The organism is Salinisphaera sp. (assembly GCF_002729955.1).
GTDB lineage: Bacteria > Pseudomonadota > Gammaproteobacteria > Nevskiales > Salinisphaeraceae > Salinisphaera.
Map to the genome: position 1 here is coordinate 42,963 of NZ_PBYA01000021.1, position 26,687 is coordinate 69,649.

23 protein-coding genes are annotated in these 26,687 nt (G+C 63.3%); 10 read left to right on the forward strand and 13 right to left on the reverse strand.

Translation table 11 applies throughout. The features are described 5' to 3' along the window. Positions 1-7: 7 nt before the first annotated feature. The gene (locus CMN27_RS05645; RefSeq protein ID WP_293624739.1) at positions 8-1,528 is read right to left on the reverse strand and encodes a chemotaxis protein CheW; all 1,521 of its coding nucleotides are present in this window, start codon (positions 1,526-1,528) and stop codon (positions 8-10) included. Then, on the reverse strand, positions 1,528-4,023 hold the full coding sequence (locus tag CMN27_RS05650; protein ID WP_293624742.1) for a PAS domain S-box protein: 2,496 nt from the start codon (positions 4,021-4,023) through the stop codon (positions 1,528-1,530). The genes CMN27_RS05645 and CMN27_RS05650 overlap by 1 nt, the downstream gene beginning before the upstream one ends. 216 nt (positions 4,024-4,239) lie before the next feature. Between CMN27_RS05650 and CMN27_RS05655 the strand changes: the two genes are divergently transcribed. After that, positions 4,240-5,148, forward strand: a complete 909-nt coding sequence (locus CMN27_RS05655; RefSeq protein WP_293624744.1) for a mechanosensitive ion channel family protein — start codon at positions 4,240-4,242, stop codon at positions 5,146-5,148. On the opposite strand, the gene CMN27_RS05660 is transcribed toward CMN27_RS05655, so the two are convergent. After that, positions 5,134-5,901, reverse strand: a complete 768-nt coding sequence (locus CMN27_RS05660; protein WP_366515408.1) for a nitroreductase family protein — start codon at positions 5,899-5,901, stop codon at positions 5,134-5,136. The two genes, CMN27_RS05655 and CMN27_RS05660, sit on opposite strands and share 15 nt — an antisense overlap. Next, positions 5,795-6,628, reverse strand: a complete 834-nt coding sequence (locus CMN27_RS05665) for an alpha/beta hydrolase (protein WP_293624748.1) — start codon at positions 6,626-6,628, stop codon at positions 5,795-5,797. Before CMN27_RS05665 ends, CMN27_RS05660 begins: the two co-directional genes overlap by 107 nt. Positions 6,629-6,790: 162 nt before the next feature. Between CMN27_RS05665 and CMN27_RS05670 the strand changes: the two genes are divergently transcribed. The 4 genes from CMN27_RS05670 (at position 6,791) to CMN27_RS05685 (ending at position 11,017) form a co-directional block, all read left to right on the forward strand. Further along, positions 6,791-7,585 (forward strand): formate/nitrite transporter family protein, encoded by a 795-nt coding sequence (locus CMN27_RS05670; protein WP_293624750.1) that lies wholly within the window; start codon positions 6,791-6,793, stop codon positions 7,583-7,585. A 9-nt stretch (positions 7,586-7,594) separates the two neighbouring features. Further along, entirely contained in the window at positions 7,595-8,017 is a 423-nt protein-coding gene (arfB, locus tag CMN27_RS05675; RefSeq protein ID WP_293624752.1) for an alternative ribosome rescue aminoacyl-tRNA hydrolase ArfB, read from the forward strand. Positions 8,018-8,184: 167 nt separating this feature from the next. Next, positions 8,185-9,741, forward strand: a complete 1,557-nt coding sequence (locus CMN27_RS05680; protein WP_293624754.1) for a BCCT family transporter — start codon at positions 8,185-8,187, stop codon at positions 9,739-9,741. A 217-nt stretch (positions 9,742-9,958) separates the two neighbouring features. Then, positions 9,959-11,017: a diguanylate cyclase gene (locus CMN27_RS05685; RefSeq protein ID WP_293624756.1), complete on the forward strand. Its 1,059-nt coding sequence runs from the start codon at positions 9,959-9,961 to the stop codon at positions 11,015-11,017. Between the two features lie 72 nt (positions 11,018-11,089). On the opposite strand, the gene CMN27_RS05690 is transcribed toward CMN27_RS05685, so the two are convergent. Beyond that, on the reverse strand, positions 11,090-13,687 hold the full coding sequence (locus tag CMN27_RS05690; RefSeq protein WP_293624758.1) for an EAL domain-containing protein: 2,598 nt from the start codon (positions 13,685-13,687) through the stop codon (positions 11,090-11,092). A gap of 509 nt (positions 13,688-14,196) precedes the next feature. Between CMN27_RS05690 and CMN27_RS05695 the strand changes: the two genes are divergently transcribed. Then, entirely contained in the window at positions 14,197-14,541 is a 345-nt protein-coding gene (locus CMN27_RS05695; RefSeq protein WP_293624760.1) for a GNAT family N-acetyltransferase, read from the forward strand. A gap of 351 nt (positions 14,542-14,892) precedes the next feature. Next, positions 14,893-15,243, forward strand: coding sequence for a DUF4186 domain-containing protein (locus CMN27_RS05700; protein ID WP_293624762.1), 351 nt, complete (start codon positions 14,893-14,895; stop codon positions 15,241-15,243). A 22-nt stretch (positions 15,244-15,265) separates the two neighbouring features. Here CMN27_RS05700 and CMN27_RS05705 read toward each other — a convergent pair whose 3' ends face one another. Continuing rightward, a complete protein-coding gene (locus CMN27_RS05705; protein ID WP_293624764.1) occupies positions 15,266-15,496 on the reverse strand; it encodes a DUF3072 domain-containing protein in 231 nt (76 codons plus the stop codon). 258 nt (positions 15,497-15,754) lie between these two features. Between CMN27_RS05705 and CMN27_RS05710 the strand changes: the two genes are divergently transcribed. Continuing rightward, positions 15,755-16,282: a hypothetical protein gene (locus CMN27_RS05710; protein ID WP_293624766.1), complete on the forward strand. Its 528-nt coding sequence runs from the start codon at positions 15,755-15,757 to the stop codon at positions 16,280-16,282. Positions 16,283-16,400: 118 nt separating this feature from the next. Here CMN27_RS05710 and CMN27_RS05715 read toward each other — a convergent pair whose 3' ends face one another. From CMN27_RS05715 to CMN27_RS05725, 3 genes are all read right to left on the reverse strand, one after another. Beyond that, on the reverse strand, positions 16,401-17,999 hold the full coding sequence (locus tag CMN27_RS05715; protein ID WP_293624768.1) for an isocitrate lyase: 1,599 nt from the start codon (positions 17,997-17,999) through the stop codon (positions 16,401-16,403). A gap of 219 nt (positions 18,000-18,218) precedes the next feature. Further along, positions 18,219-19,310, reverse strand: coding sequence for a bifunctional DNA-binding transcriptional regulator/O6-methylguanine-DNA methyltransferase Ada (ada, locus tag CMN27_RS05720; protein WP_293624770.1), 1,092 nt, complete (start codon positions 19,308-19,310; stop codon positions 18,219-18,221). After that, positions 19,307-19,573 (reverse strand): hypothetical protein, encoded by a 267-nt coding sequence (locus tag CMN27_RS05725; RefSeq protein WP_293624772.1) that lies wholly within the window; start codon positions 19,571-19,573, stop codon positions 19,307-19,309. The genes ada and CMN27_RS05725 overlap by 4 nt, the downstream gene beginning before the upstream one ends. A gap of 11 nt (positions 19,574-19,584) precedes the next feature. Between CMN27_RS05725 and CMN27_RS05730 the strand changes: the two genes are divergently transcribed. Further along, positions 19,585-21,423 (forward strand): sensor domain-containing phosphodiesterase, encoded by a 1,839-nt coding sequence (locus CMN27_RS05730; protein ID WP_293624773.1) that lies wholly within the window; start codon positions 19,585-19,587, stop codon positions 21,421-21,423. A 20-nt stretch (positions 21,424-21,443) separates the two neighbouring features. On the opposite strand, the gene CMN27_RS05735 is transcribed toward CMN27_RS05730, so the two are convergent. After that, positions 21,444-21,896, reverse strand: a complete 453-nt coding sequence (locus CMN27_RS05735) for a hypothetical protein (RefSeq protein ID WP_293624774.1) — start codon at positions 21,894-21,896, stop codon at positions 21,444-21,446. A gap of 152 nt (positions 21,897-22,048) precedes the next feature. Then, a complete protein-coding gene (locus CMN27_RS05740; RefSeq protein WP_293624775.1) occupies positions 22,049-22,981 on the reverse strand; it encodes a ring-cleaving dioxygenase in 933 nt (310 codons plus the stop codon). 422 nt (positions 22,982-23,403) lie between these two features. Here CMN27_RS05740 and CMN27_RS05745 point away from each other — a divergent pair, with 422 nt between their 5' ends. After that, entirely contained in the window at positions 23,404-23,994 is a 591-nt protein-coding gene (locus CMN27_RS05745; RefSeq protein ID WP_293624777.1) for a DUF2452 domain-containing protein, read from the forward strand. Positions 23,995-24,094: 100 nt separating this feature from the next. On the opposite strand, the gene CMN27_RS05750 is transcribed toward CMN27_RS05745, so the two are convergent. Beyond that, positions 24,095-26,053 carry a sensor domain-containing diguanylate cyclase gene (locus tag CMN27_RS05750; protein ID WP_293624779.1) on the reverse strand — a complete coding sequence of 653 codons (1,959 nt, stop codon included), beginning with the start codon at positions 26,051-26,053 and terminating at the stop codon, positions 24,095-24,097. Beyond that, on the reverse strand, positions 26,050-26,670 hold the full coding sequence (locus CMN27_RS05755; protein ID WP_293624781.1) for a hypothetical protein: 621 nt from the start codon (positions 26,668-26,670) through the stop codon (positions 26,050-26,052). The genes CMN27_RS05750 and CMN27_RS05755 overlap by 4 nt, the downstream gene beginning before the upstream one ends. Positions 26,671-26,687 lie beyond the last annotated feature (17 nt).

A 26,687-nucleotide genomic window follows, 5' to 3' on the forward strand; every position in this document is an offset into this window, starting at 1 on the left:
ACCCGCGTCACGCAATCGCCTGGTACCGGGCCGACGACTCGCCACACACGCGACCCTGCGCCGGCGCGGCATCGCCCAGCAGCTGTGCGGCGAGCGATTCCAGGCAGAACAGCGACAGAAACTGTTTTCTCTCGCCGTCACCGACCGAGGTCAGGCGATACTGGCGCTCGGCCAGTGTCGGATTGGGCTTGTTCACGCCATAGCGGTGCACATGCAGGCTATCGGCCGGCGCTTCGATGTATTCGATATCGCTGGCCAGATCGACCATGAAGCCGATACGCCCGGCAGGCGCTGCCACCACGAGCACCTGGCTGGCGGCTCGTGCGGGTGCCTTGTCGCCGATCAGCCGACGCAGATCCACGAGGGTGACGAGCTCGTCGAGGTGGCGGAAGACGCCCTCGAACACCCCCGAGCCACCCAAGGGCGCGTAGTGTTCCGGCATCGTCAGGACGGCGTCGAGTTGATCCATGAAAACCACGAATTTTCCGCCGGCTTGGAAGTGCAGGAAAGCGAAACGCCGCCAGACGACGCCGCTTCGCTCGCGCTGCTTGGTGTCGGCGTTGAGTTCGGCGTGAACGCGCGCGATGTTGGCCAGCTCTTCGCGCGCGAAAAGCGCGGTATGCGATACCAGCAGTGCATCGGCCATGTCGGGACGGGACAACAACCCGGCGACGCCGGTGTCGGTCGATTGATCGGAAGGCCCGGCCAAGGCCAGACAATCCTGCGGCTGGTATTCCACCATGCTCATGATGTGCTCGACGGCCAGCGCCAGATTGCCCTGCCCCGTATCCAGCACCACCATCTGTTCAAGCCGACTCACCGACGGCGCCTGTCCAAGCAGCACCCGCGCGTCGAACACCGGCACGATGTCCTCACGCAGGCGATGGTTGCCCAAGTAACCGGGTAGCGCCAACGCCGGCTCGATCAACGTATGGCAATCCGCGATCTCGCGCACCACATCGGCATCGATAGCGAGCGTCAACGCCCCCGAACTCGCGATCACCGCACGCTGGCGCGCAGCCCCTCGCGCGTACCAGCCGGTACGGGCCGCGCGCGCGCCACGTCCGGCTTCGTCGCCGACATGCACCATGCCTTTGATATCCAGCATGGCATCGATATCCAGCACATAGACCGGGCTGTCAGTCCCCGAACGGCAGAACACGCGATTCGCAAACAGCTCAATCGCGTCGTTTTCCTGATCGATCGCACTGACCTGCGACTCGTCCAGGGTGACCACGTCTTCCACCCGATCGACGACCACGCCGAAGCGACGTCCGCGCCCGGCCAGAACCGCCACGGTATGACCGTGTTCGACCGGTGCCGGCTCTCGACGCAGACCAAGCATGCGGGCCAGATCCACAACGGGAATCTGAGCCCCGCGCAGCGCGAAACTGCCGACCAGCCAATCCGCGACCCGCGGCATCGGCGCCGGGGGCTGTGTCAGTGCCACGACCTCGCGCAGCGAGCTCACCTCGAAGGCGACTTCGCTATCGCCGACGCCGAGAATCCCGAACTTGTGCGTGCTCATCAGCCTTCGTTGGCTGCCTTGAGCCGGGCCGGCGCCGAACGACGTGGCGTCTCGGAACGCTCGTCCTTGCGCGTGGAATCGGTCAGTTCACGGATCAGACGGTCCACCTGATCGGCGGTGCCGAGCTGCTCTTCGGTCGTGGTCGCGATTTCTTCGACCGACGACGTAGTCTGTTCGACCCCCTCGGCGATCCGGCCGAAGGAATCGTGCGCAACATGGATCACCTCGTTGCCGCTGTCGATGCGCTTGAGCGACTGGCTGATCAGGCGGTTGATCTGACGTGTGGCGTCGGCCGATTTCTCGGCGAGCTTGCGTACCTCGTCGGCCACCACCGAAAACCCCAGGCCATGCTCGCCGGCACGCGCGGCTTCGATTGCGGCGTTGAAGGCCAGCAGATTGGTCTGCGACGCGATTTCGCCGATCACCTTGACGATTTCATCGATATCTTCGGCCGATTTCTGAATCGCTGCCATGGCCTCGGTCGAGTTTTCCAGCGCCTTGACGCCCTGGGCTGCCTCACGCTGCGTCGTACGCGCCATTTCCCGGGTGAGCCGCGTGTTCTCCACGATCGAGGCTATCGAGGCGTGCAGTTCTTCCACCGCATCGCGCATGGCATCGGCCTGACGCTGGATATGCTCCTCGCGCTCGACCTGCTCGGTGATATCGGTGGCGAACTTCACGACCTTGTACGGGTCGCCGTCGGCGTCGAGAATCGGGTTATAGGTGGCCTGGATCCAGACTTTCTGTCCGAAGCGGCCGATGCGCATGAACCGCCCGCCGAAGTACTCGCCACGGGCCAGCGCCAGCCAGAAATCGCGATAGGCAGCACTGGCGACATGCGAGGGTTCGCACAGCAGCCGGTGATGCTGGCCGACCAGTTCATCGCGCTGGTAGCCCATCGTGTTCAGGAAGTTGTCGTTGGCACCCAGCACGTAGCCCTTGAGGTCGAACTCGATCACCGCCTGCGAACGCGCAATGGCGTTGACCTTGCCCTCGAATTCGGCGTTGCGATGCTTGGCGGCGGTGATATCGGTGGCGAACTTGACCACCTTGTACGGCCGGCCATGCAGATCGAAGATCGGGTTGTAGGTGGCCTGCAACCAGATTTCGCGCCCGTCGCGCGCCACGCGCTTGAACTGATCGGCGACGTACTCGCCGGCCGCGAGCTTCTTCCACAACAGCTGATAGTCTTCGCTCGTGGCATAGCCGTCTTCGCAGAACATGCGATGGTGCTTGCCGACCAGCTCGTCGAGGCGATAGCCCACCGTTTCACGGAAGTTCTTGTTCGCGGTGATGATCGTGCCGTCGAGATTGAACTCGATTACGCCCTGGGCGCGATCAATCGCGGCGAACTTGCCGTCGACCTCGGCCTGGGCCTGGCGCTCCTGGGTGATATCGCTGGCGAACTGCACGATCTTGGTCGGCCGACCGCGTGCGTCGAGAATCGGGTTGTAGATCGCCTGCAGCCAGAGTTCCTGACCGTCACGCGTAAAACGCTGGAATTCGCCGGACACGGACTCGCCGCGCGACAGCCGGCCCCACAGGTTGCGGTATTCGCTGCTCTGCGCATATTCGGAATCACAGAGGCGGCGATCGTGCTCGCCGATGAGTTCGGCTTCGCTATAACCCGTGAGCGCCAGGAAGTTCGCATTCGCCTTGAGCACATGGCCGTCGAGGTCGAACTCGACCAGCGCCCGCGAACGATCAATGGCTCGCAAAAGGCTTTCAGACTCCGCTTCATGCGTTTTCTGTGCGGTGATATCAGAAGCGAACTTCACCACCTTGTACGGCTGGCCGTGGGCGTTTAGCACCGGGTTGTAGCTGGCCTGCAGCCAGATCTCGCGCCCCTGTTTGTCGAGCCGGCAATATTCGCCGCTCATGAACTCGCCGCGGGCAAGCGCACGCCAGAATTCGCCATAGGCCTCGCTTTCGACATAGGCCGGTTCACAGAACAGCCGGTGATGACGGCCGCGGATCTCATCCAGCGTGTAGCCGCTGACCGCCAGGAAATTGCGGTTGGCGTCGAGAATGATGCCGTCGAGATCGAACTCGATGACTGCCTGCGAGCGATCCAGCGCATCGAGCTTGCTGGCATGTTCCGCGCTAACGCGCTTTTCGCGCGTGATATCGGTCGCGAGCTTGATGATCTTGATAACGTTTCCGGCGTCGTCGCGAATTGGGTTGTAGGTCGCGCTCAGCCAGACCTCGCTGCCGTCCTTGGCCACGCGCCGATATTCGCCACTGTCGAAATGGCCGCTGCCGAGCCGCTCCCAGAATTGTTCGTAGGCAGGCTGGGCGACCTCTTCGGGAATGCAGAACATCCGGTGATGCTCACCCACGATTTCGTCGAGGCTGTAGCCCAGCGTTTCCAGAAAGTTGGCGTTCGCGTCGAGCACCAGTCCCTGTGCATCGAACTCGATTACGGCATTCGCTTGGCCGATCGCATGACGAAGCGCCTCGAGTTCGGCCGTCGCGATGGTAGAAGAATCAGCCATGGGTATCCGCCTGTATTGGGAGAGCAGCAAGAGAGATCTGACGTTGCACCGCCCGATCGAGGATTGCTCGAACGGATGACGACACCGTCGGCCTACAGATCGGCATAGCGAAACAAAACTTTATTGCGCACGGCCTTTCGAACAGACCCTCGTTCGCCGGCCGTTGCGGCGGATAAAATCGATACGCCGGCCGTGAACATGCGATAGCATCCGGACATGGCAACCCGTGCAGAAGCCGCTGCGGCACCCGCCAGCCTCGACGAGGTTGTGGCCTCGGTGCACGACACCGTGATCGCCACCTGGGGCGACTTTGTCGCACATCTGCCGTTTATCGGCATCTCGCTTGCGATCATCGCGCTGACCTGGCTCGGCGCTTGGCTGAGTACGGTGTTCGCCGCGCGCCTGACCGGCAAGCGTACCCGCCCGTCTTTGCGCCGTCTGATCGATCGCCTGCTGTCGCTGGGTATCTGGGCCCTGGGGCTCACACTCGCCGCCGTCGTGGTATTTCCCGGGCTGTCGCCGGCCAAGGCGCTGGGCGGTCTCGGTCTGCTTTCGGTGGCCGTGGGCTTCGCCTTCAAGGACACCTTCGAGAATTTCTTCGCCGGCATGCTCATGCTCTGGAAATACCCCTTCGAAAGCGGGGATTTCATCGAGAGCGGCGAAATCATGGGGCGTGTCGAGCGGGTCAACGTTCGCGTGACCCATATCCGTCAGGTCACCGGCGAGCTGCTTATCGTGCCCAACGCCAGCCTGTTCAAGAACTCGGTGCTGGTACTCACCAATCAGCGGGTACGCCGTATCCATGTCGCCACGGGCGTGGCCTATGACGAAGACCTGGCCGCCGCGCTGGAGGTGATCGAAACCGCCGTGCGCGCCTGCGAAAGCCGAGTAAAGGACTACCCGGTACAGGTCTTTGCGACCGGTTTCGGCAGCAGCAGCATGGATATCGACGTGAGCTGGTGGTGTGACTCGACACCGCTGGGTGCCCGCAAGTCACGCAACGAAGTCGTGGTGGCGATCAAGGCAGCCCTGGATCAGGCGGGTATCGAAATTCCATACCCCTATCGAACGCTGCATTTCAGGGGGCCGATCCCGGTCGAAAACGAGCCCTCAACGCCCGGCTGAAGCCTCGGCGCGAGCGCCGACACAGAAAAGCGCCACCGGTTGCAGCGGCGCCGGCAGGGCCAGAAGATCGGCAAGACGACGGGCATCGAAGCCGGCCACGATGACGCCACCCAGCCCTTCGGCCAGCGTGGCCAGATGCATGTTCTGCAACACTGCGCCCGCTTCGATATGCACATAGCGTTCGCCGCGCCGACCGTCGGGTTGCTGATCGAAAAAATGCGCGTTCGCCGCCTCGTAATCGGCGGCCACGACCAGCACCACCGCCGCATGTTCCAGCCAGGCATCATCGGCCAGCGAAGTCGCCCGTAATGCTTCAGGCGCGATCGCTTTGCGCCATGCACCGAGCAGGGCATCCGGCATATCAAGCGCGTATAAACCCTGGGCCGAGCCTTGAAGGCGGTGAACGATCGCGAACAGGCGTAGCGGATAGAGCCCATGCGCCGAGGGCGCATTGCGTTTGCCCGATCTGGATCGCCCTTGGGCGCAATGCACAATGCGCTCGAGTGCCGCCCGGCCAATCGGCGCGGCCGAGTATTCCCGACCGCTTTGCCGATGCTCAATCAGCTCGGCCAGGGCGACACGGCGGTCTGGATGTTGTGCCGTCACTGCCTGCGAAGACGGGGCCGAACGCCGCGCTCTCTGCGTTCTAGCCGAGGAAATCGAGCAGTGCGGCGTTGAACTCATCGGCATGCGTGGCGTTGATGCCGTGCGGGCCACCTTCGATGAGCTTGAGCGAGCTATCGTTGATGGCATCCACCGAACGCTTGCCGCTGACCTCGAAGGGCACGATGCCGTCCGAATCGCCGTGGATGACCAGGGTGGGCACATCGAATTTCGCCAGGTCGTCGCGAAAGTCGGTACGGCCGAAGGCGGCGATGCAGTCCAGCGTGCCCTTGGGCGAAGCGAACCAGGCGATATCGCGGTGGTACTGGCGATTGGCTTCGCTCACCAGCAGCCCGCCCTGTTCGGTGGAGAAGAAATTGCCGGAAAAGTCTTCGAAGAACGCCGGACGATCGCTTTTCACGCCGTTTTCGAAATCGGCGATAGTGGCATCGTCCAGGCCGCCATCGGGATTGTCGTCGGCCTTGTAGAGATACGGCGGCACGGCGGCGGCGAGCACGGCCTTGGCCACGCGATCGCTGCCATAGGTGCCGATATAGCGTGCGACTTCGCCGCCACCCATGGAAAAGCCGACCAGCGTCATGTCGGTGAGGTTGAGATGCTCGACCAGCGTATTCAGATCGCGGGCCAGCGTATCGTAGTCGTAGCCGCCAAACGGCTGCGACGACTTGCCGAAACCACGGCGGTCGTAGGTGATCACGCGATAGCCCGCCTCGACGAGCGCGGGCACCTGATTTTCCCAGGAGCGCCCGGACAGGGGCCAACCGTGGATGAGCACCACCGGCTTACCGCTGCCCACATCCTCGTAGTAGAGCTCTACCGGCGCATCGTTTTCGCGGTCGACTTCAATAAATGCCATAACGCGTTCTCTTGTCGAATACTTGTTTCTGAACATGGGTCGAAGCCGGCCCGAGACAAGTGCTGCGTGCGTCCCGACATTCGGCCGACATCTACGAGTGTCACCGTGGATGCCAATTCGGTTAATCTTGCGCGCCGCCCCGGTTAGCTTGCGCACAATACAATGTCCGATACACAGCCCCGCCCGATTCCCAACGCCCGCGTTTCCGCCCGCGCGATCTACCAGACCATCCGACGCGACGGCGAAGAGGAAATGGCCCGGCCGATGGGCTCGCTGTGGTGGTCAGGCGTTGCGGCCGGCATCGCGATTTCCACGTCGGTGATCGCCGAGGGCCTGCTGCATACCAGCCTGCCCGACAGCCCCTGGCGGGAACCGCTGGCGGCCTTCGGCTATTGCGTGGGATTCGTGCTGGTCGTACTCGGGCGCATGCAGTTGTTCACCGAGAACACCATTACCGCGGTGCTGCCATTGATGGCCCGGACCAATCGCGAGTCCCTGATCTGTATCGCCCGGCTGTGGAGCGTGGTGTTCATCGCCAATATGTTCGGCACGCTCGTGGCCGCGACGTTCACTGACGTGGTGGGCTTTGCGACCCCCACGCAGCTTGCCGCCTTTCAAGAGGTCTCCCGCCCGTTGCTGGACAAGGACTGGCTTGAAACCCTGCTGCACGGTATCCCGGCCGGCTTTTTCGTGGCCGCCATGGTCTGGATGCTGCCCAATGCGCGCGGCTCCGAAATCGGGGTGATCGTGATCGCGACCTACGTCATTGCCATTGGCGGCTTCGCCCATGTGGTGGTGGGTTCGATGGAAGCCTTCCTGCTGATGCTGGCTGGCGAAGTCGCGATTATCGATGCGCTCTGGGGCTGTCTCGTGCCGGCATTGATCGGCAACGTGCTCGGCGGCACCGTGCTTTTCTCGCTGCTGGCCTACGGCCAGGTCCGTCTGGAAATCGACTAGGCTTGTCGCATGACGCTCACGATTTCCAACCGGGTCACGATCGAGGAGTCGGAAATCGAATGGCACGCAGTACGCTCATCCGGCGCCGGCGGGCAGAACGTCAACAAGGTCGCCACGGCCGTACATCTGCGTTTCGATATTCATGCCTCCTCGTTACCCGATGTCTACAAGGAGCGGCTGCTGCAACGCCGGGATCGGCGGATCACCCGCGACGGGGTGATCGTGATCAAGGCACAGCAGTTTCGCAGCCAGGACAAGAACCGCGAGGATGCACTCGCACGTCTGCGCTCGATCGTGGCCAGTGCCACCGCGGTCACCCGTCGCCGCAAGGCCACGAAACCCTCGCGCCGCGCCAAGCGCCAACGCGTGGACGACAAGACACGGCGCGGCCGTACCAAGGCGTTGCGTGCGCGCCCGTCGCGACACGATTGAGGCGGTGCGCGGGCCCGCTTGCATCCCTGCTGTATGATCGCCCGCTCTTATTTTGCACCGCACAATGCGGCACGAGATCCGGCTTACCCGTGGCACGAAGCGCCACCGGGTCAACCGACGACGCTTCGTGCCGATAGCGGTTTTGTTGCAGACCAGAAGATCGACACATGAATCAATCATCAACGGTGCCCGGCGCCGAGCACACCTCGCGCTGGGGCGATCCGATCACGCTGGTGCTCAGCGTCGGCTTTGTGGCCGTGTTCCTCGGCCTGTCCCTCTACGATCTCGACGGCGTGGCGAACGCGATTGCGACCGGCTTTGCCTGGACCGCGGCCACCCTGGGTACCTATTTCGAATGGCTGCTGCTGGCCACGTTCTTCATCGGCCTCGGCCTGGCCTGCACGCCGGCCGCGCGGGCGCGTATCGGCGGGATCGATACGCCGGAACTGAGCACCTTCAAGTGGCTGTCGATCATCATGTGCACGCTGCTGGCCGGCGGCGGCGTGTTCTTCGCGGCCGGCGAACCGGTCTATCACTTTCTGACCACGCCCCCGGCCTTCGATAGCGAGTCCGGTACGGCGGCCGCCGTTTCCGATGCCCTGGCGCAGTCGTTCATGCACTGGGGGTTTCTGGCCTGGGCGGTGCTGGGTTCACTGACCGCGATCGTGCTTGCCCATGCCCACTACGACAACGGCGAGCCGCTGCGACCGCGCAGCCTGCTGCTGCCCGTGCTCGGCCGGAAAGTCATTCATGGCCCGATCGGCAGCGTGATCGACGCCGTATGCATCATCGCCGTGGTCGCGGGTACGGTCGGGCCGATCGGTTTTCTGGCCACCCAGGTCAGCTACGGACTGCATGAAATCTTCGGCCTCACCGAGGGGCTGACCACCCAGCTGTCGATCCTGGCCGTGCTCGGCGTGGTCTATGTCACATCGGCGGTGACCGGCATCAATCGCGGCATCCAGCTCATGAGCCGCTTCAACGTGTTTCTGGCGCTGGGCATCGCCGCCGTCATCTTCGTGTTCGGGCCGACGCTGTTTCTGGTGAATGCCTATAGCCAGGCTTTCGGCGACTACATCAGTTCATTCATGACCATGGCCACGATGAATGCACAGACCGCACCGGCCTGGTGGATGAAGTGGTGGACGATCTTCTTTTTTGCCTGGTTCATCGGCTACGGGCCGCTGATGGCGATCTTCGTCGCGCGCATCTCGCGCGGGCGCACCATTCGCCAGATGGTCGTCTCGGTGGCCATCCTGGCCCCGATCGCCACCACGATCTGGTTCACCCTGTTGGGCGGTTCCGGGATTCATTACCAGATGACCGGCGTCTTCGATCTGAGCGACGCCCTGGCCGATTTCAAGTTCGATGTCGCCACCCTCACCGTGGCCCAGGCGCTGCCGGGCGGCGCTGTCATGGCGCTGGCCATCATGCTGCTGACCTCGATCTTCGTGGCCACCACGGGCGATTCCATGAGCTATGCGATCGCCGTGGTCGCGGCCGGCCATGACGAGCCGGCGCCGCTCATGCGTGCGCTGTGCGGCATCATCATGGCGGTCATGGCCGGGGTGCTGCTGACCATGGGCAGCGGCCAGATTAGCGCGCTCCAACAGCTGATCGTGATCACGGCCATTCCGGTATCGCTGGTGCTGCTACCCTCGCTCTGGACAGGCCCTAAAACCGCCTATGCCATGGCTCGTGCACAGGGCATCTTGGCCGATTGATACGAGCCCCGGCCGAAGCGATGGCCTGCACGGATAACGCAATCTCCGAACGAACGAGGGCCGCGACTTGGCTGAAGCTGCCACGACAGAGACTGCAGGCACGCTTGATCGTCACACGATCGAGCGTTGCCTGAACGATCGGGCTCGCAGGCTTCATTTCCCGCCGGCCGTCGAAGATGCCTACGAGGCATACCGGCGCGAATATCGCGCCCGTGTGATGAGCAGCACGATCGTACCGACGCTGCTTATCTACAACCTGTTCCTGCTCGTCGATTACGTGCTGCTCCCGCAAACGTTCGCGCTCGCCCTGTTCGGTCATCTGATGGTGGTCACGCCGCTGCTGCTCGGCGTGGGGTGGATCGTTCGTCGCCGACCCGGTCTATGGATGCGCGAGTGTCTGTCGGCCAGCCTACCGCTGGCCATGGCTGCGCAACTGCTGGTCATCTTCTATCTCAACCGCGACTCGGCCAACGCCGAGCACTACCACTACGCGGTCACCGGCATCCTGACCTATGCCAACGTTAACCAGAAGCCGACATTCCGGTTTGCCCTGGTAAGCACGAGCATTCTCATTGCCGGTTACTGTGCCGTGCTCATCGCTGCCCAGACCGCGTTCCCGACACTGCTGGTTGGCCTGACCCTGATAACCGGCGTCGGCTACGTCACCCTGGTGGCGAACTACCGAATGGAGCTCGATGCCCGATACGCGTTCCTGCGGCGCATGCACGATCGCTTCGAATACGAGCTATCGCAGCATGAAGCCACCCACGACCCCTTGACCGGACTCGCCAACCGGCATGAATTCGACCGCCGCAGCGCACGGCTCTATTCGGATCGTCGTCTGGCCAATACCAGCCTCGGGGTGCTCATGCTCGACGTCGACAACTTCAAGGCCTACAACGACCATTTCGGGCATCCGGCCGGTGATGCCTGTCTCAAGCGCATCGCCAGCGCGATCTCTGCACAGTTACGTAACGACGACGATGTGGCGATCCGCTATGGCGGCGAAGAATTCCTGGTCGTGCTTGTAAACGCCGCGGCGACCGATATCAAGGCCATCGCCGAGCGGCTGCGGCGCACGGTCGACGAGTTTCTTATCCCGCATGTGGATGAATACGGCCATGTGACGCTGAGTATTGGCGCCGCGGCCGGCCGGATCATCGAGTGTTCGATGCCCGAGCTCGTGGCCCGTGCCGATACGGCACTCTACGAGGCCAAGCATCGCGGGCGAAACCAGGTGTGTCTGGCAAGCCGGCCCGGCACGCACGACAGCTGACAAGCACGCCTGGCGCGGGTGCATGACGTTTCACGGCCGACGACCGCGCCTACGGGCGTTCAGCCGCGCTCGTTACAACACGCGACGCTCGTGGCCCGAACGCGTCGTGTCGACATGGCCACCGAGCAGCTCGGCAAAGACCTCCGCGCCGCCGGGGCGGCTGAAATAGAACCCCTGCATGTCGTCGCAGGCTTCGGCGCGAAGAAACGCTTCCTGTGCCTCGGTTTCGACGCCCTCGGCGATCACGTTCAGACTCAGGTTCTTGCCCATGGTGATGATCGCCCGCGCGATCGACTGGTCGATGCTGTTCGTGGCCAGCTCGTTGACGAACGAACGGTCGATCTTGAGGGTATCGACCGGCAGATCGCGAAGCTGGGTGAGCGACGAATAGCCGGTGCCGAAATCGTCGATCGCGATCATCACGCCCAGTTTCTTGATCTCGGCCAGCAAGGCCAGCGCGCTGGCAACGTCCCGCATCACCGCCGTTTCGGTGATCTCGAGTTCGAGCAGATCCGGCGCCATGCCCGTGCGTTCGAGCACCGATCGCACATGCGATACCAGCGTCTGGTCGGCCAACTGAACGGCCGAGATGTTGACCGCAATACGAACCGGCGGAAGGCCCGCTCGCTGCCAGGCCATGTTCTGTTCACAGGCGGTTTCCAGCACCCAGCGGCCGATGGGTACGATCAGTCCGAGTTCTTCGGCCAGCGGTAGAAACTGCCCGGGCAGCACGGTGCCGAGCTCTTCGCAGCGCCAGCGCAGCAGCGCTTCGACACCGACGATACGGCTGTCCGCGAGGCTGATCTTGGCCTGGTAGGCGAGCTGGAACTGTTTCTTCTCCAGCGCGCAACGCAGATTGTTTTCCAGGCGCATGCGCACGAGCGAGCGGTCCTCCAGCTCGTTCGCATAGAACTGAAACTTGTTCTTGCCCTCGTCCTTGGCGCAGTACATCGCCATATCCGCCTGCTTGAGCAGGCTCGAGGCATCGCGGGCATCCTGCGGGTAGAGGGAGATACCGATACTCGCGGTCACCCGATAATCGTGGCCGTTGAGCGTGACCGCCTCCAGCACCGTATCCAGAATCCTGCCCGCAAGCGGTTCGATATCGGCGCGATCAGCCACCTCGTGAATAAGCACGACGAATTCATCGCCGCCCAGACGCGCCACCATATGGGCCGAACGAACGCAGCTGCGTAACCGGCCGGCAACGGCCTGGAGCAGCTGATCGCCGGCTTCGTGGCCGAGCGAGTCGTTGATGAACTTGAAGCGATCCAGGTCGATGAACAAAACCGCGAAGCGCTCGTCGGCGTCTATCGCCATGGCCAGCGATTGGTTGAACAGCGTTCGGTTGGGCAGGCCGGTCAACGCATCGTGGGTGGCCAGGAATTCGATATGTTTTTCGCTTTCCCGTCGCCAGGCCTCGCGTTCGAGATTGTCCAGCGCAAACACCAGGTTCGCGGCCATGCGTTCGATCAGTCGAATACCATCGCGGCCGAAGGCATTCTTCTGATCGGCCATGAGCAGCATTACGCCAATGGTGCGATCCTCCTTGACGATCGGCACGGCAGCCGCTGAGCGAAGCCCGATCCGCTTGCCGATACGATGCCAGGGCATCACCCGGGCGTCGTTGAGATAATCGTCCGCGATCTGGGTGTTGCCCTGGAGGAAGCAGCGCCCGGCCAGACCGTCGCTTCGCGCGCTCTCGCTGTCGAGCGGAATCACCAGCTCGCGCACCTCGTTGGCAATCGAGCCGGCCACGCCCACCACGCGCAGGACATTCTCCTGCTCGTCGAGCCGCAGCGTAGCGGCCACGAGCACGTCGTCGTTGGCCACCGCGGCTTCGCACACCTGCTGGTAAAGCATTTCAGGCGTACTGGCCCGCAGCAGCGCCTCGTTGGTGGCACTGAGCGTGGCGTACATGCGGCTCAGCCGATCTCGTGCCTGTTCGGCAAGTTTGCGATCGGTAATATCGTGAACGATGCTCACGATCACCCAGCGGCCTTCAACGAACAGCGCGCAGCGCCGTCGTTCAACGATCATGGAGCCGCCCCGGCCGAGCCGGCTTCGATCCTCCACGGTCAATCGCCCGACCGCGATAACCCGGTCGTACTCTGCCTCGAGCACACCGGGATCGACATTCAGCATCTGGGCCGGCGTCGAGGCCATGAAGGTCTCACGCGGATGCCCGGTAAGCTCACAGGCAATATCGTTCACGTACAGGAATCGCATCGATTCGCGGTCGATGACGAAGATCATGTCGTGGGAGGCGTCGATCGCGCTGCGCAGCTGCTTGAGTTCGCGATAACGCCGGCGGTGACGGGTGACGTCGCGCGCCAGGCCGCGCCAGCCATCGGGCGCACCGTTTTCGTCGCGAACGCATTCGGCCGCGATGTTGAGATAACGCAGCGAGCCGTCCGCAACGATCCAGCGCACCAGATGCTCCGATACCGGCTGTTCGCAAAACGGCCAGCCGGCGCGGTCGGTGGTACCAAGCCCTACATCCGCGGGCATGCGGCCGATCCACGCTTGGGCATCGATATCGCCGCGCTCGACGGCCGCGCCTTGTACCTGGGTAAAGCGGCCGGCCTGATCACACCGCCAGTAAAAGTCCGATACGAGCGCCACGAGACTGCCGAGATCACCCGGTTGCTGGCTATCGTTGACTCTCATGACCGCCTCTGTCACGGCTGCGGCGTTCTCGCCCTGGATCGGTTCGTGCCAAGGAAGCTGCCATCCCGATTCTGTTGTCGTAACGATATCGACCGGGCGAATACAAACTTGAACATCGGTAACTGGTATCGTCAGCCGGTACGATACAACAGAGCAGTACAGGCCTGCTGGCTATCGGCCTGGCGTATTCGAACCGCTGATTCAAACGTCGACCCATCCGCGGGCGCCCTACTCGCCCAGCGGCAGAGACTTTCGGCGACGAGGCGTTCGCCTTCGCGTCTTCGCCGCGCGCTGCAATCACGGCGTGGGCCGATGGATGCGAAGCCATCGGGCTCCTCGGCTCGCCGGTCGTCGCCATCGGTTTTGGCGGCCGTTCGCCACATGAGCGGTCGGTCGTCGAACGACTCCCACACATCCAAGCATCTTCTGCCATGCGTGCTTCCGAGTATATTTGCCACCTGCATGTTCCGTCGGTGACCACGTATCGCTATCTCCGTGCGAGCGCCGGTATGACGCAGCGCAGCGTCGAGGCGGCAACCGTGGGGCTGGCGGCCAGTCTTTTCGCGGTCGAAGTACGTGCCGACGACGCGCCCGTCGGCATGGGCCGCGTTATCGGCGATGGCGGCTGCTTTTTCCAGGTCAGCGATATCGCGGTCATACCCGCGCATCGGCGCCGCGGCGTGGGCCGCATGATCATGGATCGGATCACGACCTATCTGCGCAAGCACGCGCCGGCCGATGCATATATCAGCCTGATCGCCGACGGCGATTCCCATCACTTGTATCGCCGCTACGGTTTCGTAGACACCGCGCCGCATTCCATCGGCATGAAATGGCCGCATGCAGCACGATGACGCGGCGGCCCGATCGCACTCGGCTCTCGCATCGAGGTGCGCTGCGCCGTTAGCCTAGGGAAGCTCTGCACAACCTGTCGCGGTCGCGCCGGCGTGCTTTGCGCGGATTGACAGGCAAGTGAGAGCGTAGCGTGCCCAAGCCAATAACAAGTGGCACGGTCGCGAACACTGACGCCGATCAAGCGCGCGCAAAGCCTCAGCCCCGAAGGGGTTCGGCCTCACAGACGCCGCGGCTGCGTTGCCAGGCTTGACCTGCCAGTAAGGCAGGCGCTGCGCCGGGACGCCTTGCCGCACCGTCTGTGAGAACTCGAACACGAACCGCGAGAGGTTATGCAGAGCTTCCCTAAAGACATGCGTGATACCGATGACCTGTTCGCCCGCCTTGCGCGGTCGCGCTTTCGCAGCCGCTTCAAGCTGGGGGCACGAGAAGCGGATTACCTGCAAAAACGCGGGTTCGATACCGTGCTCGAACATGCTGAGACGTTCGTTGCCGAGCGTCTGGCGCCGGCCCAGCCGAAAAACGACGGCCGCCAGACACCGATGCGCAATCACCCGGTATTCATCGCCCAGCACGCCACCGCGACCTGTTGTCGCAGCTGTCTCGAGAAATGGCACGGGGTGCCCCAAAACACCCCACTCGGGGCAGCCGAGCAATCCTATGTGGTCAGCGTGATCGGGCGCTGGCTTGAGCGCCAGCGCTGATCCGCCGCCCGGTTTTCCCGGTCTATGCGCCCCGGTTGGCTGCCGCCTGCAGCTGGTCGATACGCTCCGATGCCTGGGCCTTGGTCAGACTCGGGTCGAAGCTCTCGTTTGCTTCTTCGCACAGCGTCTGCAGATAGGATTTCTGAGCACCGGTCATCGCTTCATCGCCGGTCGTCCAGTTGGCGGGATCCTTTTCGATATTGCTGTGTTCCGGCTCGGCCGCGTTGGGGTCTGTCTTGCCTGCATCCGTCATGGGGCTTTCCTCTGTGTAGTAATTCAATGCTTATAACTGTACGCATTTACAGTATACAAGATGCAGTGATGCGCGTTTTGCCAGCCAACGCGTCTGGCGTCATGCCCGGTCCGGCAGCTGCTCTTGTCGCGGCTGCAATGGCCGGCGCTTACCCGGTGCTGAGGATCGGGCAACTGCGTTCCAAGCACGCGCGGGCCTGGCATGCGACAGTAAAGCGGCTATCACTCACGCTCATTCAACCGCTGAACCGGAGGGACCATGCGGCTAGACGACGACCTGCAGGCACTGATCGAAAAAATCGACCTGGAAACCCCGAATGGCGAAGGCTCGCGTTTCGACGCCGGCGAACGCGAGCTCATGCGCCAGGCGGTGCACGCATCGCAAACCCGACGCGACCACGGCGATCAGGCCAGTCCCAGCCATTTCCGGCGTGAACTCGACTTCTTCGTCGTCTGTCTGGGTTATGGGCTGGTCGCCTTTGCCGTGCTCGTGATGATGCGCTGGTCGGCGGCCGAACCGCTGGGCGCGCCGGGGGTTTTCGGGCTGGCGTTTCTGACCGGCGTCAGCGGCGCCGTGTTTCGCCACTTCTATCTGCGCCCCGAGGCGGGTCATCGCAGCCTGGTGCTGGGGGCCGCCGCCCTCGTGATGTTGATCTGTCTGATTGCGCTCGTGGCCGCACAGGCCATCGGCGGGCTGCTGGGCATCGTGCTCGGCGCCGTATTCTTCCGCGCGCTGGTACGCCGGCGCGGCAAACAGCCTCGACTGGCGGATACCGCCACCGATTGACGCCGGCGCGCCTCGTATCGGGGCAGTAACAGCCGAGCACAAAAAAAGCGGGGCCGAAGCCCCGCTTTTTTAATGGACACTCGCGGGTGAACCCGCGATGTCACGATAACGCCGGCGTTTAGCCGAACTGGTTCATCGTGTTGTCCTTGCCACCGGCCTTCAGCGCGCTTTCACGCGAGAAGAATTCCTTGTGGTCATCGCCGATGTTGGAACCGGCCATGTCCTGATGCTTGACGGTGGCGATGCCTTCGCGGATTTCCTTGCGCTGCACGCCTTCCACATAGGCCAGCATGCCCAGGTCGCCGAAGTAGCCCTTGGCGAGCTGATCGGTGGACAGGGCGGCCGTGTGATAGGTCGGCAGCGTGATCAGGTGATGGAAGATACCGGCCTTGGCGGCGCCTTCCTTCTGGAAATCACGGGTCCATTCGTCGGCGACCTTGCCCAACTCGGTGTCGTCGTACTTGACGTCCATGAGGCTGTCGCGGTCGTAGGCCGACACGTCCTTGCCTTCCTCGGCCCAGGCGTCGTACACCTGCTGACGGAAGTTGAGCGTCCAGTTGAACGACGGGCTGTTGTTGTAGACCAGCTTGGCGTCCGGCACTTCCTCGCGGATGCGATCGACCATGCCGCCGATCTGGCCGACGTGCGGCTTCTCGGTTTCGATCCACAGCAGATCCGCACCGTTCTTGAGGCTGGCGATGCAGTCCATGACCACGCGGTCTTCGCCGGTGCCCTTGCGGAACTCGAACAGGCCCGAGGCCAGACGCTGCAGGCGCACGAGCTTACCGTCCTGCTTGATCACGACGTCGTTCGGGTTGATTTCCGAGGCGTCCTTGATCTCTTCGCCGGCCAGGAAGCTGTTGTACTGGTCGCCCAGGTCGCCCGGCTCGTTGGAGACGGCGATCTGCTGGGTCAGGCCCGCGCCCAGGCTGTCGGTACGGGCGACGATGATGCCGTCTTCCACACCCAGCTCGAGGAACGCATAGCGCACGGCGTTGATCTTGGCCAGGAAGGAAGCATGGGGCACGGTGACCTTGCCGTCCTGATGGCCGCACTGCTTGACGTCGGAGACCTGGTTTTCGATCTGGATGGCGCAGGCGCCGGCCTCGATCATCTTCTTGGCCAGCAGGTAGGTGGCCTCTTCGTTACCGAAACCGGCATCGATATCGGCGATGATCGGAATCACGTGGGTTTCGAAGTTGTCGATCTTTTCCTGAGCCTTCTTGGCGGCGGCGTCGTCGCCGGCTTCCTTGGCTTGTTCCAGATCACGGAAATAGTGGTTGAGCTCCCAGGCGTCAGCCTGCTTGAGGAAGGTATAGAGCTCTTCGATGAGCATCGGCACGGTGGTCTTTTCGTGCATGGACTGATCCGGCAGCGGACCGAATTCGCTACGCAGGGCCGCGACCATCCAGCCCGACAGGTACAGATAGTTGCGCTTCAGGCTGCCGAAGTGCTTCTTGATCGAGATCGCCTTCTGCTGGCCGATGAAGCCGTGCCAGCAACCCAGCGACTGCGTGTACTTGGAGCTGTCCTTGTCGTAGGCCGCCATGTCTTCGCGCATGACCTTCGCGGTGTACTTGGCGATATCCAGACCGGTATGGAAACGGTTCTGGGCGCGCATGCGCGCGGCGTGCTCGGGGTTGATCGCCGACCAGGCGCTGCCCTGGGCATCACGCAGCGACGCGATCGCGTCAACGTCCTTCGAATACTGTGACATGTTCATTCCTCAACAATTGACGAGTAGAAACGAGCGCGGCCGATCGTGACAACCTGACGGATCGAGGCGTTCGGCCGCTAACGGGGCGCATTCTAAGGTCGATCGCCCGATCCGAACAGTAAATGCGCTCAATATTCGCCATTCACGGCATGAATATAGAGCACTGCCACCGATCGATACGCGGACGCGGTGCGATGCCCGGCCTCGACCGACGGCGCTCTAATCGCCCTTGGCGTCTGGGGCAGCCACGGCACGCGATTCTGCATCGAGCAGCCGACGCTTGCGCTCGATGCCCCAGCGATACCCGGATAGGCCGCCATCACGACGAACCACTCGATGACAGGGGATGGCAAGCGCCAGCGTATTGGCAGCGCAGGCCCCGGCAACCGCCCGCACCGCGCGTGGCGAGCCGAGCCGGGCCGCGATCTCGGCATAGCTGATCGTCGTGCCGATGGGCAGATGCTGTAACGCCTGCCATACCCGTTGCTGAAAGACCGTGCCGCGAATATCCAGCGGCAGCCGGTCAAGCTGACCCCCGGGTTCGGCCACGAACCCGACCACCTGTGCGACATATGCCGCGAACACACTGTCGTCACCCACCAGCCGGGCCTTGCCGAAGCGGGCCTCGAGGTCGGCCAGCAGCTGCTCCGGCGTATCACCGAGGCTGATGGCACAGATGCCGCGCTCGCTACCGGCCACAAGTACGCTGCCCAGAACACATTCGCCCAGAGCAAAGCGGATGACCTGATCCGGCGCGCCCGCTCGATACGCCGACGGCGTCATGCCCAGCGCTGGCTGCGACTGGGCATGCAGGTGCTCGGCCGAACCGTAGCCCGCCGCGAGCGCCGCGTCGGTGACCGTTTCGCCGGCTGCCAGATGGGCATGCAGGCGTCGGCGACGCTCGGCGTTGGCATACTCGGCTGGCGTAACGCCCAGCTCGCGTTTGAACAGCCGTTGAAAATGAAACGGCGTCAGGCAAACCGCCGCCGCGATTAGCTGCAGGCGCGGCGGGGCCGGCTGCGCGGCGATATAACGACAGGCCTTGACCACGCGTGCATCGATAGCCCGCACACCATGCATGCGATCCGGTCGACAGCGCTTGCAGGCCCGGAAACCGGCGGCCTGGGCGGACGCCGCATCCTCGAAATAGCGCACGTTTTCGCGGCGCGGCGTACGCGATCGACAGCTGGGCCGGCAGTAGACGCCGGTCGTACGCACGCCGTACAGGAATAGCCCATCGGCAGCGGTATCGTTCGTGCTGACCGCCTGCCAGCGCTGGCTGTCCTGCCTGTCGCGATCATTCTCTTTCACTGCACGCTCCCGGCTGAAATAAAGAGCCCGTCCTGGGCTATCGGGAAGCCTATCCAGCCAGGGCGTTCGCCGCCTGCAGATTCTTGCGCTCCAATTCGCCACGGCACGGCGTCGGCAGCAGACAACCGGGAGATTCTCACGGATAAGCGCCCGATTCTTAAGCTCCGGTTGCGCATGCCGATGACTATAGCCAGAGGCGTATGAAACCAGCCCGGCATGTCCTTGCCGATTTTACCCGCGAATACGCTGATGTATTCGCCCACGTAAATATCGAATGACCGATTCGCGTCCCCAATCCGAGCACGAAAGCGAACGCCTGGCCGCGCTCGACCGCACGCCGTGGTTTCAGGACGCCTACGAACCCATGTTCGGCCAGGTCACCGAACTGGCGCGCGAGCTGCTGGGCACCACCCACGCCTGTGTCACCCTCGTTGGCGAACACTACCAGTGGTTCAAATCGTCGACGCGCAACGCCGACTACAGCGTCCCGCGCGAGCATTCGTTTTGCTCGCATACCGTCGCCGGCGGCGAGGCCTTCGTGGTTTCCGATACACACGACGACCCGCTTTTCGCCCGCAATCCGTTCGTTACCGGCACGCCGTTCATCCGCTTCTATGCCGGCGTGCCGCTGACGTTCGACGGCTACAACGTGGGCGCCCTGTGCGTGCTCGACAGCGCGCCCCGCCCGGACATCGGCGAACGCGAGATTGCCCTGCTCAAACAGCTGGCCGCCTTTTTGCAGCGTTGTCTGCCGCAGGCGAACAAACCGAGCCATCGCGATCCGAGTACCGGCATCTTCACACGCCAGCGCATGCTCAACGTACTCGAACAGGAACTGGCACAACCGCCAACCGACGGCACGCTGCAGATGCGCCTGATCGGCATCGTCGACATCGCCGTGCCAAAACAGATGCACGAGCTGACGCTGGTGATGGGCCACGACCAGACCGAACGCTTCATCGTCGAATGCGTCGACCGCCTATCGAACAGGATCGGCAGCAGTCGCGAGCTCTACCGTATCGGCATGTACCGATTCGGCTTCTTCATGAAGGAACCGCTGGGCATGGGCGTACAGCGCCGGCTGGATGCGCTCGTCGCGTCGCTACAGGCGCCCTTCGACTCGCGTGTGGGCCTGCTGCTTCAACCCAGCGTGAAGCTGGGCGTGACCATGCTGCGCGAACAGGGCAGCGCCAGCGCCGAAGAACTTCTGCGCCAGGCATCGGTGGCCGCCGACGATGCCTGGCAACACTGTCGCTGCTGGACGTTCTACAAACCCGACAGCGACGCAGCCCGTCAGCGAAAGCTACAGCTGCTCACCGAGCTGCCGGCCGCGCTGGCATCGCAGGAACAGCTGTATCTGGTGTTTCAGCCTCAGGTCGATCTGCGCACGCGCAGCTGCGTAAGCGTTGAAGCATTGCTGCGCTGGCAGCATCCGATGCTTGGCTTTGTTTCCCCGGTGGAACTGATCGAAGCCGCCGAAAAGACGGCGCTCATCCAGCGTCTGACGGACTGGGTACTGGACGCCGCCATGGCCCAATGTGCGCAGTGGCGCGAAATGGGGCTGGATCTGCGCGTGGCGGTCAATCTGTCGGCCTATGATCTGGCCGACGACCACATCGTGGAACGCGTCGCACAACGGCTGCGACGCCATGACCTGCCCGGCGAAAACCTGGAGCTGGAATTCACCGAAAGTACGCTCATCGACGATCTTGATGCCAGCCTGCCCAAGTTACGACATCTGCATATGCTCGGCGTCTCCACCGCGATCGACGACTTCGGCACCGGCTACTGCAACCTGTCGTATCTGCAAAAGCTCAACGCCAGCCGCGTGAAGATCGATCGCCGCTTCGTACAGAACCTTGAATACGACACGCGTGGACAAACGCTCACCCGGGCGATCGTCAATCTCGCCCACGATCTCGGCTACGAGCTGGTGGCCGAGGGCATCGAAAACCAGACCACCCTGGCGCTGATGTCCCAGTGGGGCTGCGAACAGGCCCAGGGCTATCTGTTCAGCCGCCCGCTCGCGCCGGACGAGCTGGTGGCATGGATCGGCGAAGACAGCGTGTCTCGCATACTGACCCGGCAGGTGGCCGACCAGCGCGCGAATTGACGGCGGCGACCGCCGCGCCTTCAGTCGGCCAACGCCTGGCGGCGATGTCGTTCGATGATACGGGCGAGTTCGGGCACCGCGGATCGAACCTCGGTGATCGCGCGTGCCCGCATACGGGAATAGGCCGAGCGTATGGGCCGGCTGCCGATACGCTCGGCGCGACGGTCGGCCACCTGCAGTACGGCTTCGGCCACGCGCTCCTCGCGAGCCGCCAGATAGGCGCCGAAATCGTTGCCATCGGTGGCCTTGAATTCGGCATGACAGGGCTCGAGTTCGGCCAGAAAATCGGGCATGAGTTCACGCACCGTACGTTGCACGATGGTGGGCTTGATCTTTTTCACCATGCGCACCGCGGTGCGTACGGTCATCCCCTTGCGATCGATCTCGGCCTCGACCAGGCGCTGGCCGTCGGCCACCAGGCCATCGAAATGCGGCGGCACCAGCAGCATGTCCGCCAGGGTGGGGTCGCTCATACGATTATCCATAAAAGAATGTCGGGCAAACTCCGCGCACTCTAGTTCAATGCGCGACTGCACGGCCAGCGCCGCCGCATACCCGCGGGCTACCGCGCGACGCGATCAACGGCGCTGCCCCGGCTTTGCAGGTCCAAGGGGTCGTCGCAATCCTAGAATTCGGTCAGGGCTTTTTCGATCAGCGCGCGCCGCGGCTCGTACTGCGGCGGCAGCTTGAGCGATGTGCCGAGCTGCGCGGCCGACTCGTCGACCGTAAAGCCCGGGCCATCGGTGGCGATCTCGAACAGCACACCGCCCGGCTCGCGAAAATAGACCGACTGAAAATACTGGCGATCGATCTGAGGGGTTGCATGCAGCCCCTGGCTGGCGAGGCACTCGCGCAGAGCGAGCTGATGGTCGCTATCACGGGCACGAAACGCCACATGATGAATACTGCCGACGCCCTCGCGCGCCGAGGCCAGCGTGGGGTCGACGTACAGATCCACCACCGCCCCCAGCCCCTCGCCGGTCTGGGCGCGCAGGCGTACGCGATTGCCTTGCTGCGCCACACGCGTAAAACCCAGCACCTGTTCGAGCACGGCCGCGCTGGGCTCAAGCTCTGCGAGCGCGAGCGTTGCGCCATGAAAGCCGCGAATCGCGTACTCGCCGGCCACCGGCGCGCCCGGCCAGGCAGGCATACGGGCGGCCCAGTCGCAGCCGATCAGCGCCAGCCTGTTGCCATGCGGACCCTCGAAGCAGAGCGCCTGCTCGTCGAAGCGGTGCTCGCGACGCGTTTCGACGCCGTTATCGGCCAGACGCGCCTGCCAGAAATCAAGCGCATCGGCCGGTACCGCAAAGGCAATCTCGATCGCCGCGCCCAGACCGGGCTGGCCGGGCGGTGCACCGGCGAACGCGAAGAAGGTCAGCGCACTGCCGGGGCTGCCCAGTTCGTCGCCGTAATACAGATGATAGGTGCCGGGGTCGTCGAAATTGACCGTCTTCTTGACCAGACGCAGCCCCAGCACATCGACGAAGAAACGCCGGTTTTCGGCCGGGTCGCCGCATATGGCGGTGATATGGTGCAAGCCTTGACTGAATGACGTCATCGCAAAAACCTCGCCGCATCGCGGCCTGGCAAAGTCCTGATGCCGATGTACGGGCAGCGCGATCATATTGCAACTCGCCAACTGTCTGTGTCGTACTCCAGGGAAGCTCTGCATAACCTGTCGCGGATCGCGTTCGAGTCCTCACAGACGGTGCGGCAAGGCGTCCAGGCGCAGCGCCTGCCTTTCTGGCAGGTCAAGCCTGGCAACGCAGCCGCGGCGTCTGTGAGGCCGAACCCCTTACGGGCCAGGGCTTTGCGCACGCTTGAACAGCGTCAGTGTTCGCTACCGTGCAACGAGCACGCTACGCTCTCACTTCCTTGTCAATCGCGCGCAAAGCACGCTGGCGCGACCGCGACAGGTTATGCAGAGCTTCCCTAGGTGGCCGAAAACGCCCCGAGCGCTGTCACAGGCGGTTCCAGATCATGGCCAAGAATCCCAATCCCCAAGGCAAAGGCGGCTCGCTGGTACTCAGCACGCTCGATGTACAGCGCCAGCTCCCGGCCACGCTGCCGCCCAAGCAGGTCGACCAGATCAGTGCCGAACTGTTCACGTCGCTGTTCGTGCTGGAAAGCCGTTTTCGCTTCAAGCCGGTACGCGGCCAGCGCTATTTCCTCTATCGGCGCGGTGCGTGCGACTACTGGCTGGCACTGACGCCGCCGCGCATGCTGGGCGAAACGGTCGCCGGGCGCTTCATCGGCGTCTGCACGCTGCAGTCCGACATGACCTGGACACTCACGCTCAGCGACGAGGCCAGAAACGATCCGGCTTTTCTGGACGAACTGGAACGCAAACGTCGCGGCTTCGAGCAGCGGCTGCAATCGGCCGCCCAGATCGAGGACCTGCTGCCGGTCTACGAACGTGGCTTCGATTTCTACCGCCGCGCGTCGGCATTCGCCCTGGCGTATTCACTATCGCGTTCGATGAAACGCGCCGGCATCCACGGACTGTCTTACGACCGCGCTCGTGGCCTGCTCGCCGGGCCCGATGCCCAAATCGACCCGCACCGCAAATAAGCCCCAGGCCCGATCCTTATCGATTAGACATGAGGCAACCGCAAACACGCCTGCTTCGCAACGCCGCAACCCTGGGGCACCGCTCGAAGGAGGCCCTGGGCTAGGCTCGCCTTCGCTGGCCCGCCTTGACGAGATAGAGCGCGCGGTCCGCGTACTCGAGTAGCGCCGTGGCGTCCTGGGCATGGGTCGGGAATATCGCCGTACCAATGCTCGCGGAGATATCGAGCCGATGCTCACCGAACATGACCGGTTCGCTGATGGCTTCGACGATACGCACTGCCTGGGCCGCGGCGTCTTCATCTTCGGCCACATACCATTCGATGATCGCGAACTCGTCGCCGCCGAGCCGGGCGACGACATCCTCGCGGCGCGCGATCGTTTTCATGCGTTCGCCAATCGTCTTCAACAATTCGTCGCCGGCCACGTGGCCATAGGTATCGTTGATCGGCTTGAACCGATCGAGATCGAGCATATGCAGGGCGAAACGCTCACCGCTGCGACGACAGTGGCTGATACGGTCGGCCATGGCCTGTTCAAACGCATAACGATTGGCCAGACCCGTGAGCGGATCGAGATAGGCCAGTTCCTTGTGCCGCGCGGCCTGGCGATATTCGGCCAGCGCTTCACGCAGTTCTTCGGCAATCTCGAGCGTCGCCTCGCCCCAGCGCTTGGCGCGATAGCGCACGTTCTGCGCCCAGGCCTGGAATGAGCTACGCGGGGTCAGCGACGGCGCCGGCTCGGCATCCTCGGACGCCTGCTTGCCGGCCCAGGTGACTTTTTGTATCTGCTCCTTGCGCACGGCGAGCAGCTCGCATTTCGGGCTGATATGCAGATTCAGAACCCCGGCTGCATTGAAGCGCAGATTGTCGTGATGTCGCAGTGGTTTCGGCAGTTCGTCGAAATGCGAACTCACACCCGGTTTGTTCTGTAGCAACCAGTCGTCAAGCGCGGCAAGGCCGTCGGCATCGGGCAATTCGCCCTGGCAGTGTTCCTCGCTGCCCCAGCGCAATCGAACGCCATCGGCCTCGAGCATGTTCTGCAGCCCTGCGAGCTGGCCGACCAGAAGTTGTTTGGGCTGATCGGCGGCGGGGTCCAGCGCCCGGCTCATGACCGCCAGGCGTTCACGCAGCACCGAACGCAGGGATTCGGTTTCCAGCCGACAGATATTGGTCAGGTGCAGGCAGGCCAGTCGTGCCATTTCCTCGAAAGCCAGCCGTTCAACGCAGTTGAGCGCCTTGCCCGAGTAGTCGTGACAGGTGACAAGCCCCCAGAGCCGGCCTTCGACCAGCAGCGACACACTGAACGAACCGCGAATCCCCATGTTGCGCAGGTACTGGATATGCACGGGGTGCACGGCACGCAGCATGGCGAAGGTCAGATCCAGCGGCTCGTGGATATCGGCGGCCGCATACAGCTCGACGTTGGCGCTTTCCGTGTCGGCGATGATGCGCTGCCAGTTGAGCGTGTAAAGACGGCGTGCATTCGCCGGAATATCGTGGGCCGGGAAACGCAGCCCCAGAAACCCTTCCACCCCCGGCTTGCAGCACTGATCGATCACCTCGCCGTCCCAGTCCTCGAGAAAACGATAGACCATGACCCGGTCGTAGCCCGTTGCCGCGGCAATGGCTGAGGTCAGCACTTCGGCCACGCCTTTCGGGGTATAGGCATGCGACAGGCGGCCGATGAAATCGATACGCGCCGCTTCGTCCCACCACTCGGGGTCTGTAATCGCTGCCGGCTCGAATTCCAGCACGTAATGCTCGCCGCGGCGATGGGCCACGGCCGTGACCGGTGCCGCGAGTTCGATCTGGCCGATGCGGTTGCTGCCGGCGCTTTCGGCCAGTCGCTTGAGTTCGGGCCAGGCGTTGCCGAATACATCGGACGCCCAACGACCAAGCACCCCATCCGGTGTATCGCCGAGCCATTCGGCGATATTGGCGGAACAGTAATCCACCCGCCCGGTGTCGATACGAACCGCCACCAGTGCGCCCAGCGGTTGCAGCGCGCCGATCAGATGCAGGTCGCCCTCTTTGCAGTCGGCGACGACCGAGGGGTTCATGCCGCCCTCGGCGAACCGCGATGCAACTCGCGAGAAAACAGCTCGAATGTGCGCCGGGCGGCGCGGGCCGCCGAAGCAGCCTCGCTACGCGAACCGAGGTGTCTCAACGCCTGGCACAGGCGCCGCCACTCGGCCGTCGATACAAAGGAGGTGGCCCAGAAACCCGAGCCCTGGGCTACCACCGCAGCCGCGGCGGAGCGCGCCAGCGAGGCCGCGATGACGCGATGGCCGAACTGGGCGCCATCGATGACATATCGAACGCCGAGATAGGCCGCTACGCCGTCCAGCGGCGGCGCGCTGACCGGCGCCACCGTAGCGGTTGCACACCAGCGTTCCAGCTCGATCTGAAGCAGCGGCAAACGCGCACGGTAGGGGCCAACGCTGCAGGGGCGCCAGCAGCGAGCGGCGTGCAGCTTGTCGTCCAGCGCCGCGTAGATTCGAGCCAGCGGTTTGAGTGCGGCACGGTAGTCTTCGAGGGTGCAATCGCAGGCGACCAGTCGTGCCATGGGCGTGTCGTGTTCAACCGACGCGTGCAGGCGCTGGGTGCTTCGACGCACGAGACCAAGCGGGTCCGGAAGCGCCGTATCGCAGCAATCGACAACACTACGAACCTGCATGACTTGGGGGTACTCTT

Bases quoted from the DNA above. Each gene is read 5' to 3' on its own strand.
- CMN27_RS05645 (WP_293624739.1), bottom strand. From the start codon at position 1,528: ATGAGCACGCACAAGTTCGGGATTCTCGGCGTCGGCGATAGCGAAGTC.
- CMN27_RS05685 (WP_293624756.1), top strand. From the start codon at position 9,959: ATGAGCAGCACGATCGTACCGACGCTGCTTATCTACAACCTGTTCCTG.
- CMN27_RS05705 (WP_293624764.1), bottom strand. From the start codon at position 15,496: ATGACGGATGCAGGCAAGACAGACCCCAACGCGGCCGAGCCGGAACAC.
- CMN27_RS05695 (WP_293624760.1), top strand. From the start codon at position 14,197: ATGACGCAGCGCAGCGTCGAGGCGGCAACCGTGGGGCTGGCGGCCAGT.
- CMN27_RS05700 (WP_293624762.1), top strand. From the start codon at position 14,893: ATGCGTGATACCGATGACCTGTTCGCCCGCCTTGCGCGGTCGCGCTTT.
- CMN27_RS05710 (WP_293624766.1), top strand. From the start codon at position 15,755: ATGCGGCTAGACGACGACCTGCAGGCACTGATCGAAAAAATCGACCTG.
- CMN27_RS05735 (WP_293624774.1), bottom strand. From the start codon at position 21,896: ATGAGCGACCCCACCCTGGCGGACATGCTGCTGGTGCCGCCGCATTTC.
- CMN27_RS05655 (WP_293624744.1), top strand. From the start codon at position 4,240: ATGGCAACCCGTGCAGAAGCCGCTGCGGCACCCGCCAGCCTCGACGAG.
- CMN27_RS05680 (WP_293624754.1), top strand. From the start codon at position 8,185: ATGAATCAATCATCAACGGTGCCCGGCGCCGAGCACACCTCGCGCTGG.
- CMN27_RS05650 (WP_293624742.1), bottom strand. From the start codon at position 4,023: ATGGCTGATTCTTCTACCATCGCGACGGCCGAACTCGAGGCGCTTCGT.
- CMN27_RS05670 (WP_293624750.1), top strand. From the start codon at position 6,791: ATGTCCGATACACAGCCCCGCCCGATTCCCAACGCCCGCGTTTCCGCC.
- CMN27_RS05690 (WP_293624758.1), bottom strand. From the start codon at position 13,687: ATGAGAGTCAACGATAGCCAGCAACCGGGTGATCTCGGCAGTCTCGTG.
- CMN27_RS05740 (WP_293624775.1), bottom strand. From the start codon at position 22,981: ATGACGTCATTCAGTCAAGGCTTGCACCATATCACCGCCATATGCGGC.
- CMN27_RS05660 (WP_366515408.1), bottom strand. From the start codon at position 5,901: ATGCCATCAACGATAGCTCGCTCAAGCTCATCGAAGGTGGCCCGCACG.
- CMN27_RS05755 (WP_293624781.1), bottom strand. From the start codon at position 26,670: ATGCAGGTTCGTAGTGTTGTCGATTGCTGCGATACGGCGCTTCCGGAC.
- CMN27_RS05715 (WP_293624768.1), bottom strand. From the start codon at position 17,999: ATGTCACAGTATTCGAAGGACGTTGACGCGATCGCGTCGCTGCGTGAT.
- CMN27_RS05750 (WP_293624779.1), bottom strand. From the start codon at position 26,053: ATGAACCCCTCGGTCGTCGCCGACTGCAAAGAGGGCGACCTGCATCTG.
- CMN27_RS05665 (WP_293624748.1), bottom strand. From the start codon at position 6,628: ATGGCATTTATTGAAGTCGACCGCGAAAACGATGCGCCGGTAGAGCTC.
- CMN27_RS05730 (WP_293624773.1), top strand. From the start codon at position 19,585: ATGACCGATTCGCGTCCCCAATCCGAGCACGAAAGCGAACGCCTGGCC.
- arfB (WP_293624752.1), top strand. From the start codon at position 7,595: ATGACGCTCACGATTTCCAACCGGGTCACGATCGAGGAGTCGGAAATC.
- CMN27_RS05745 (WP_293624777.1), top strand. From the start codon at position 23,404: ATGGCCAAGAATCCCAATCCCCAAGGCAAAGGCGGCTCGCTGGTACTC.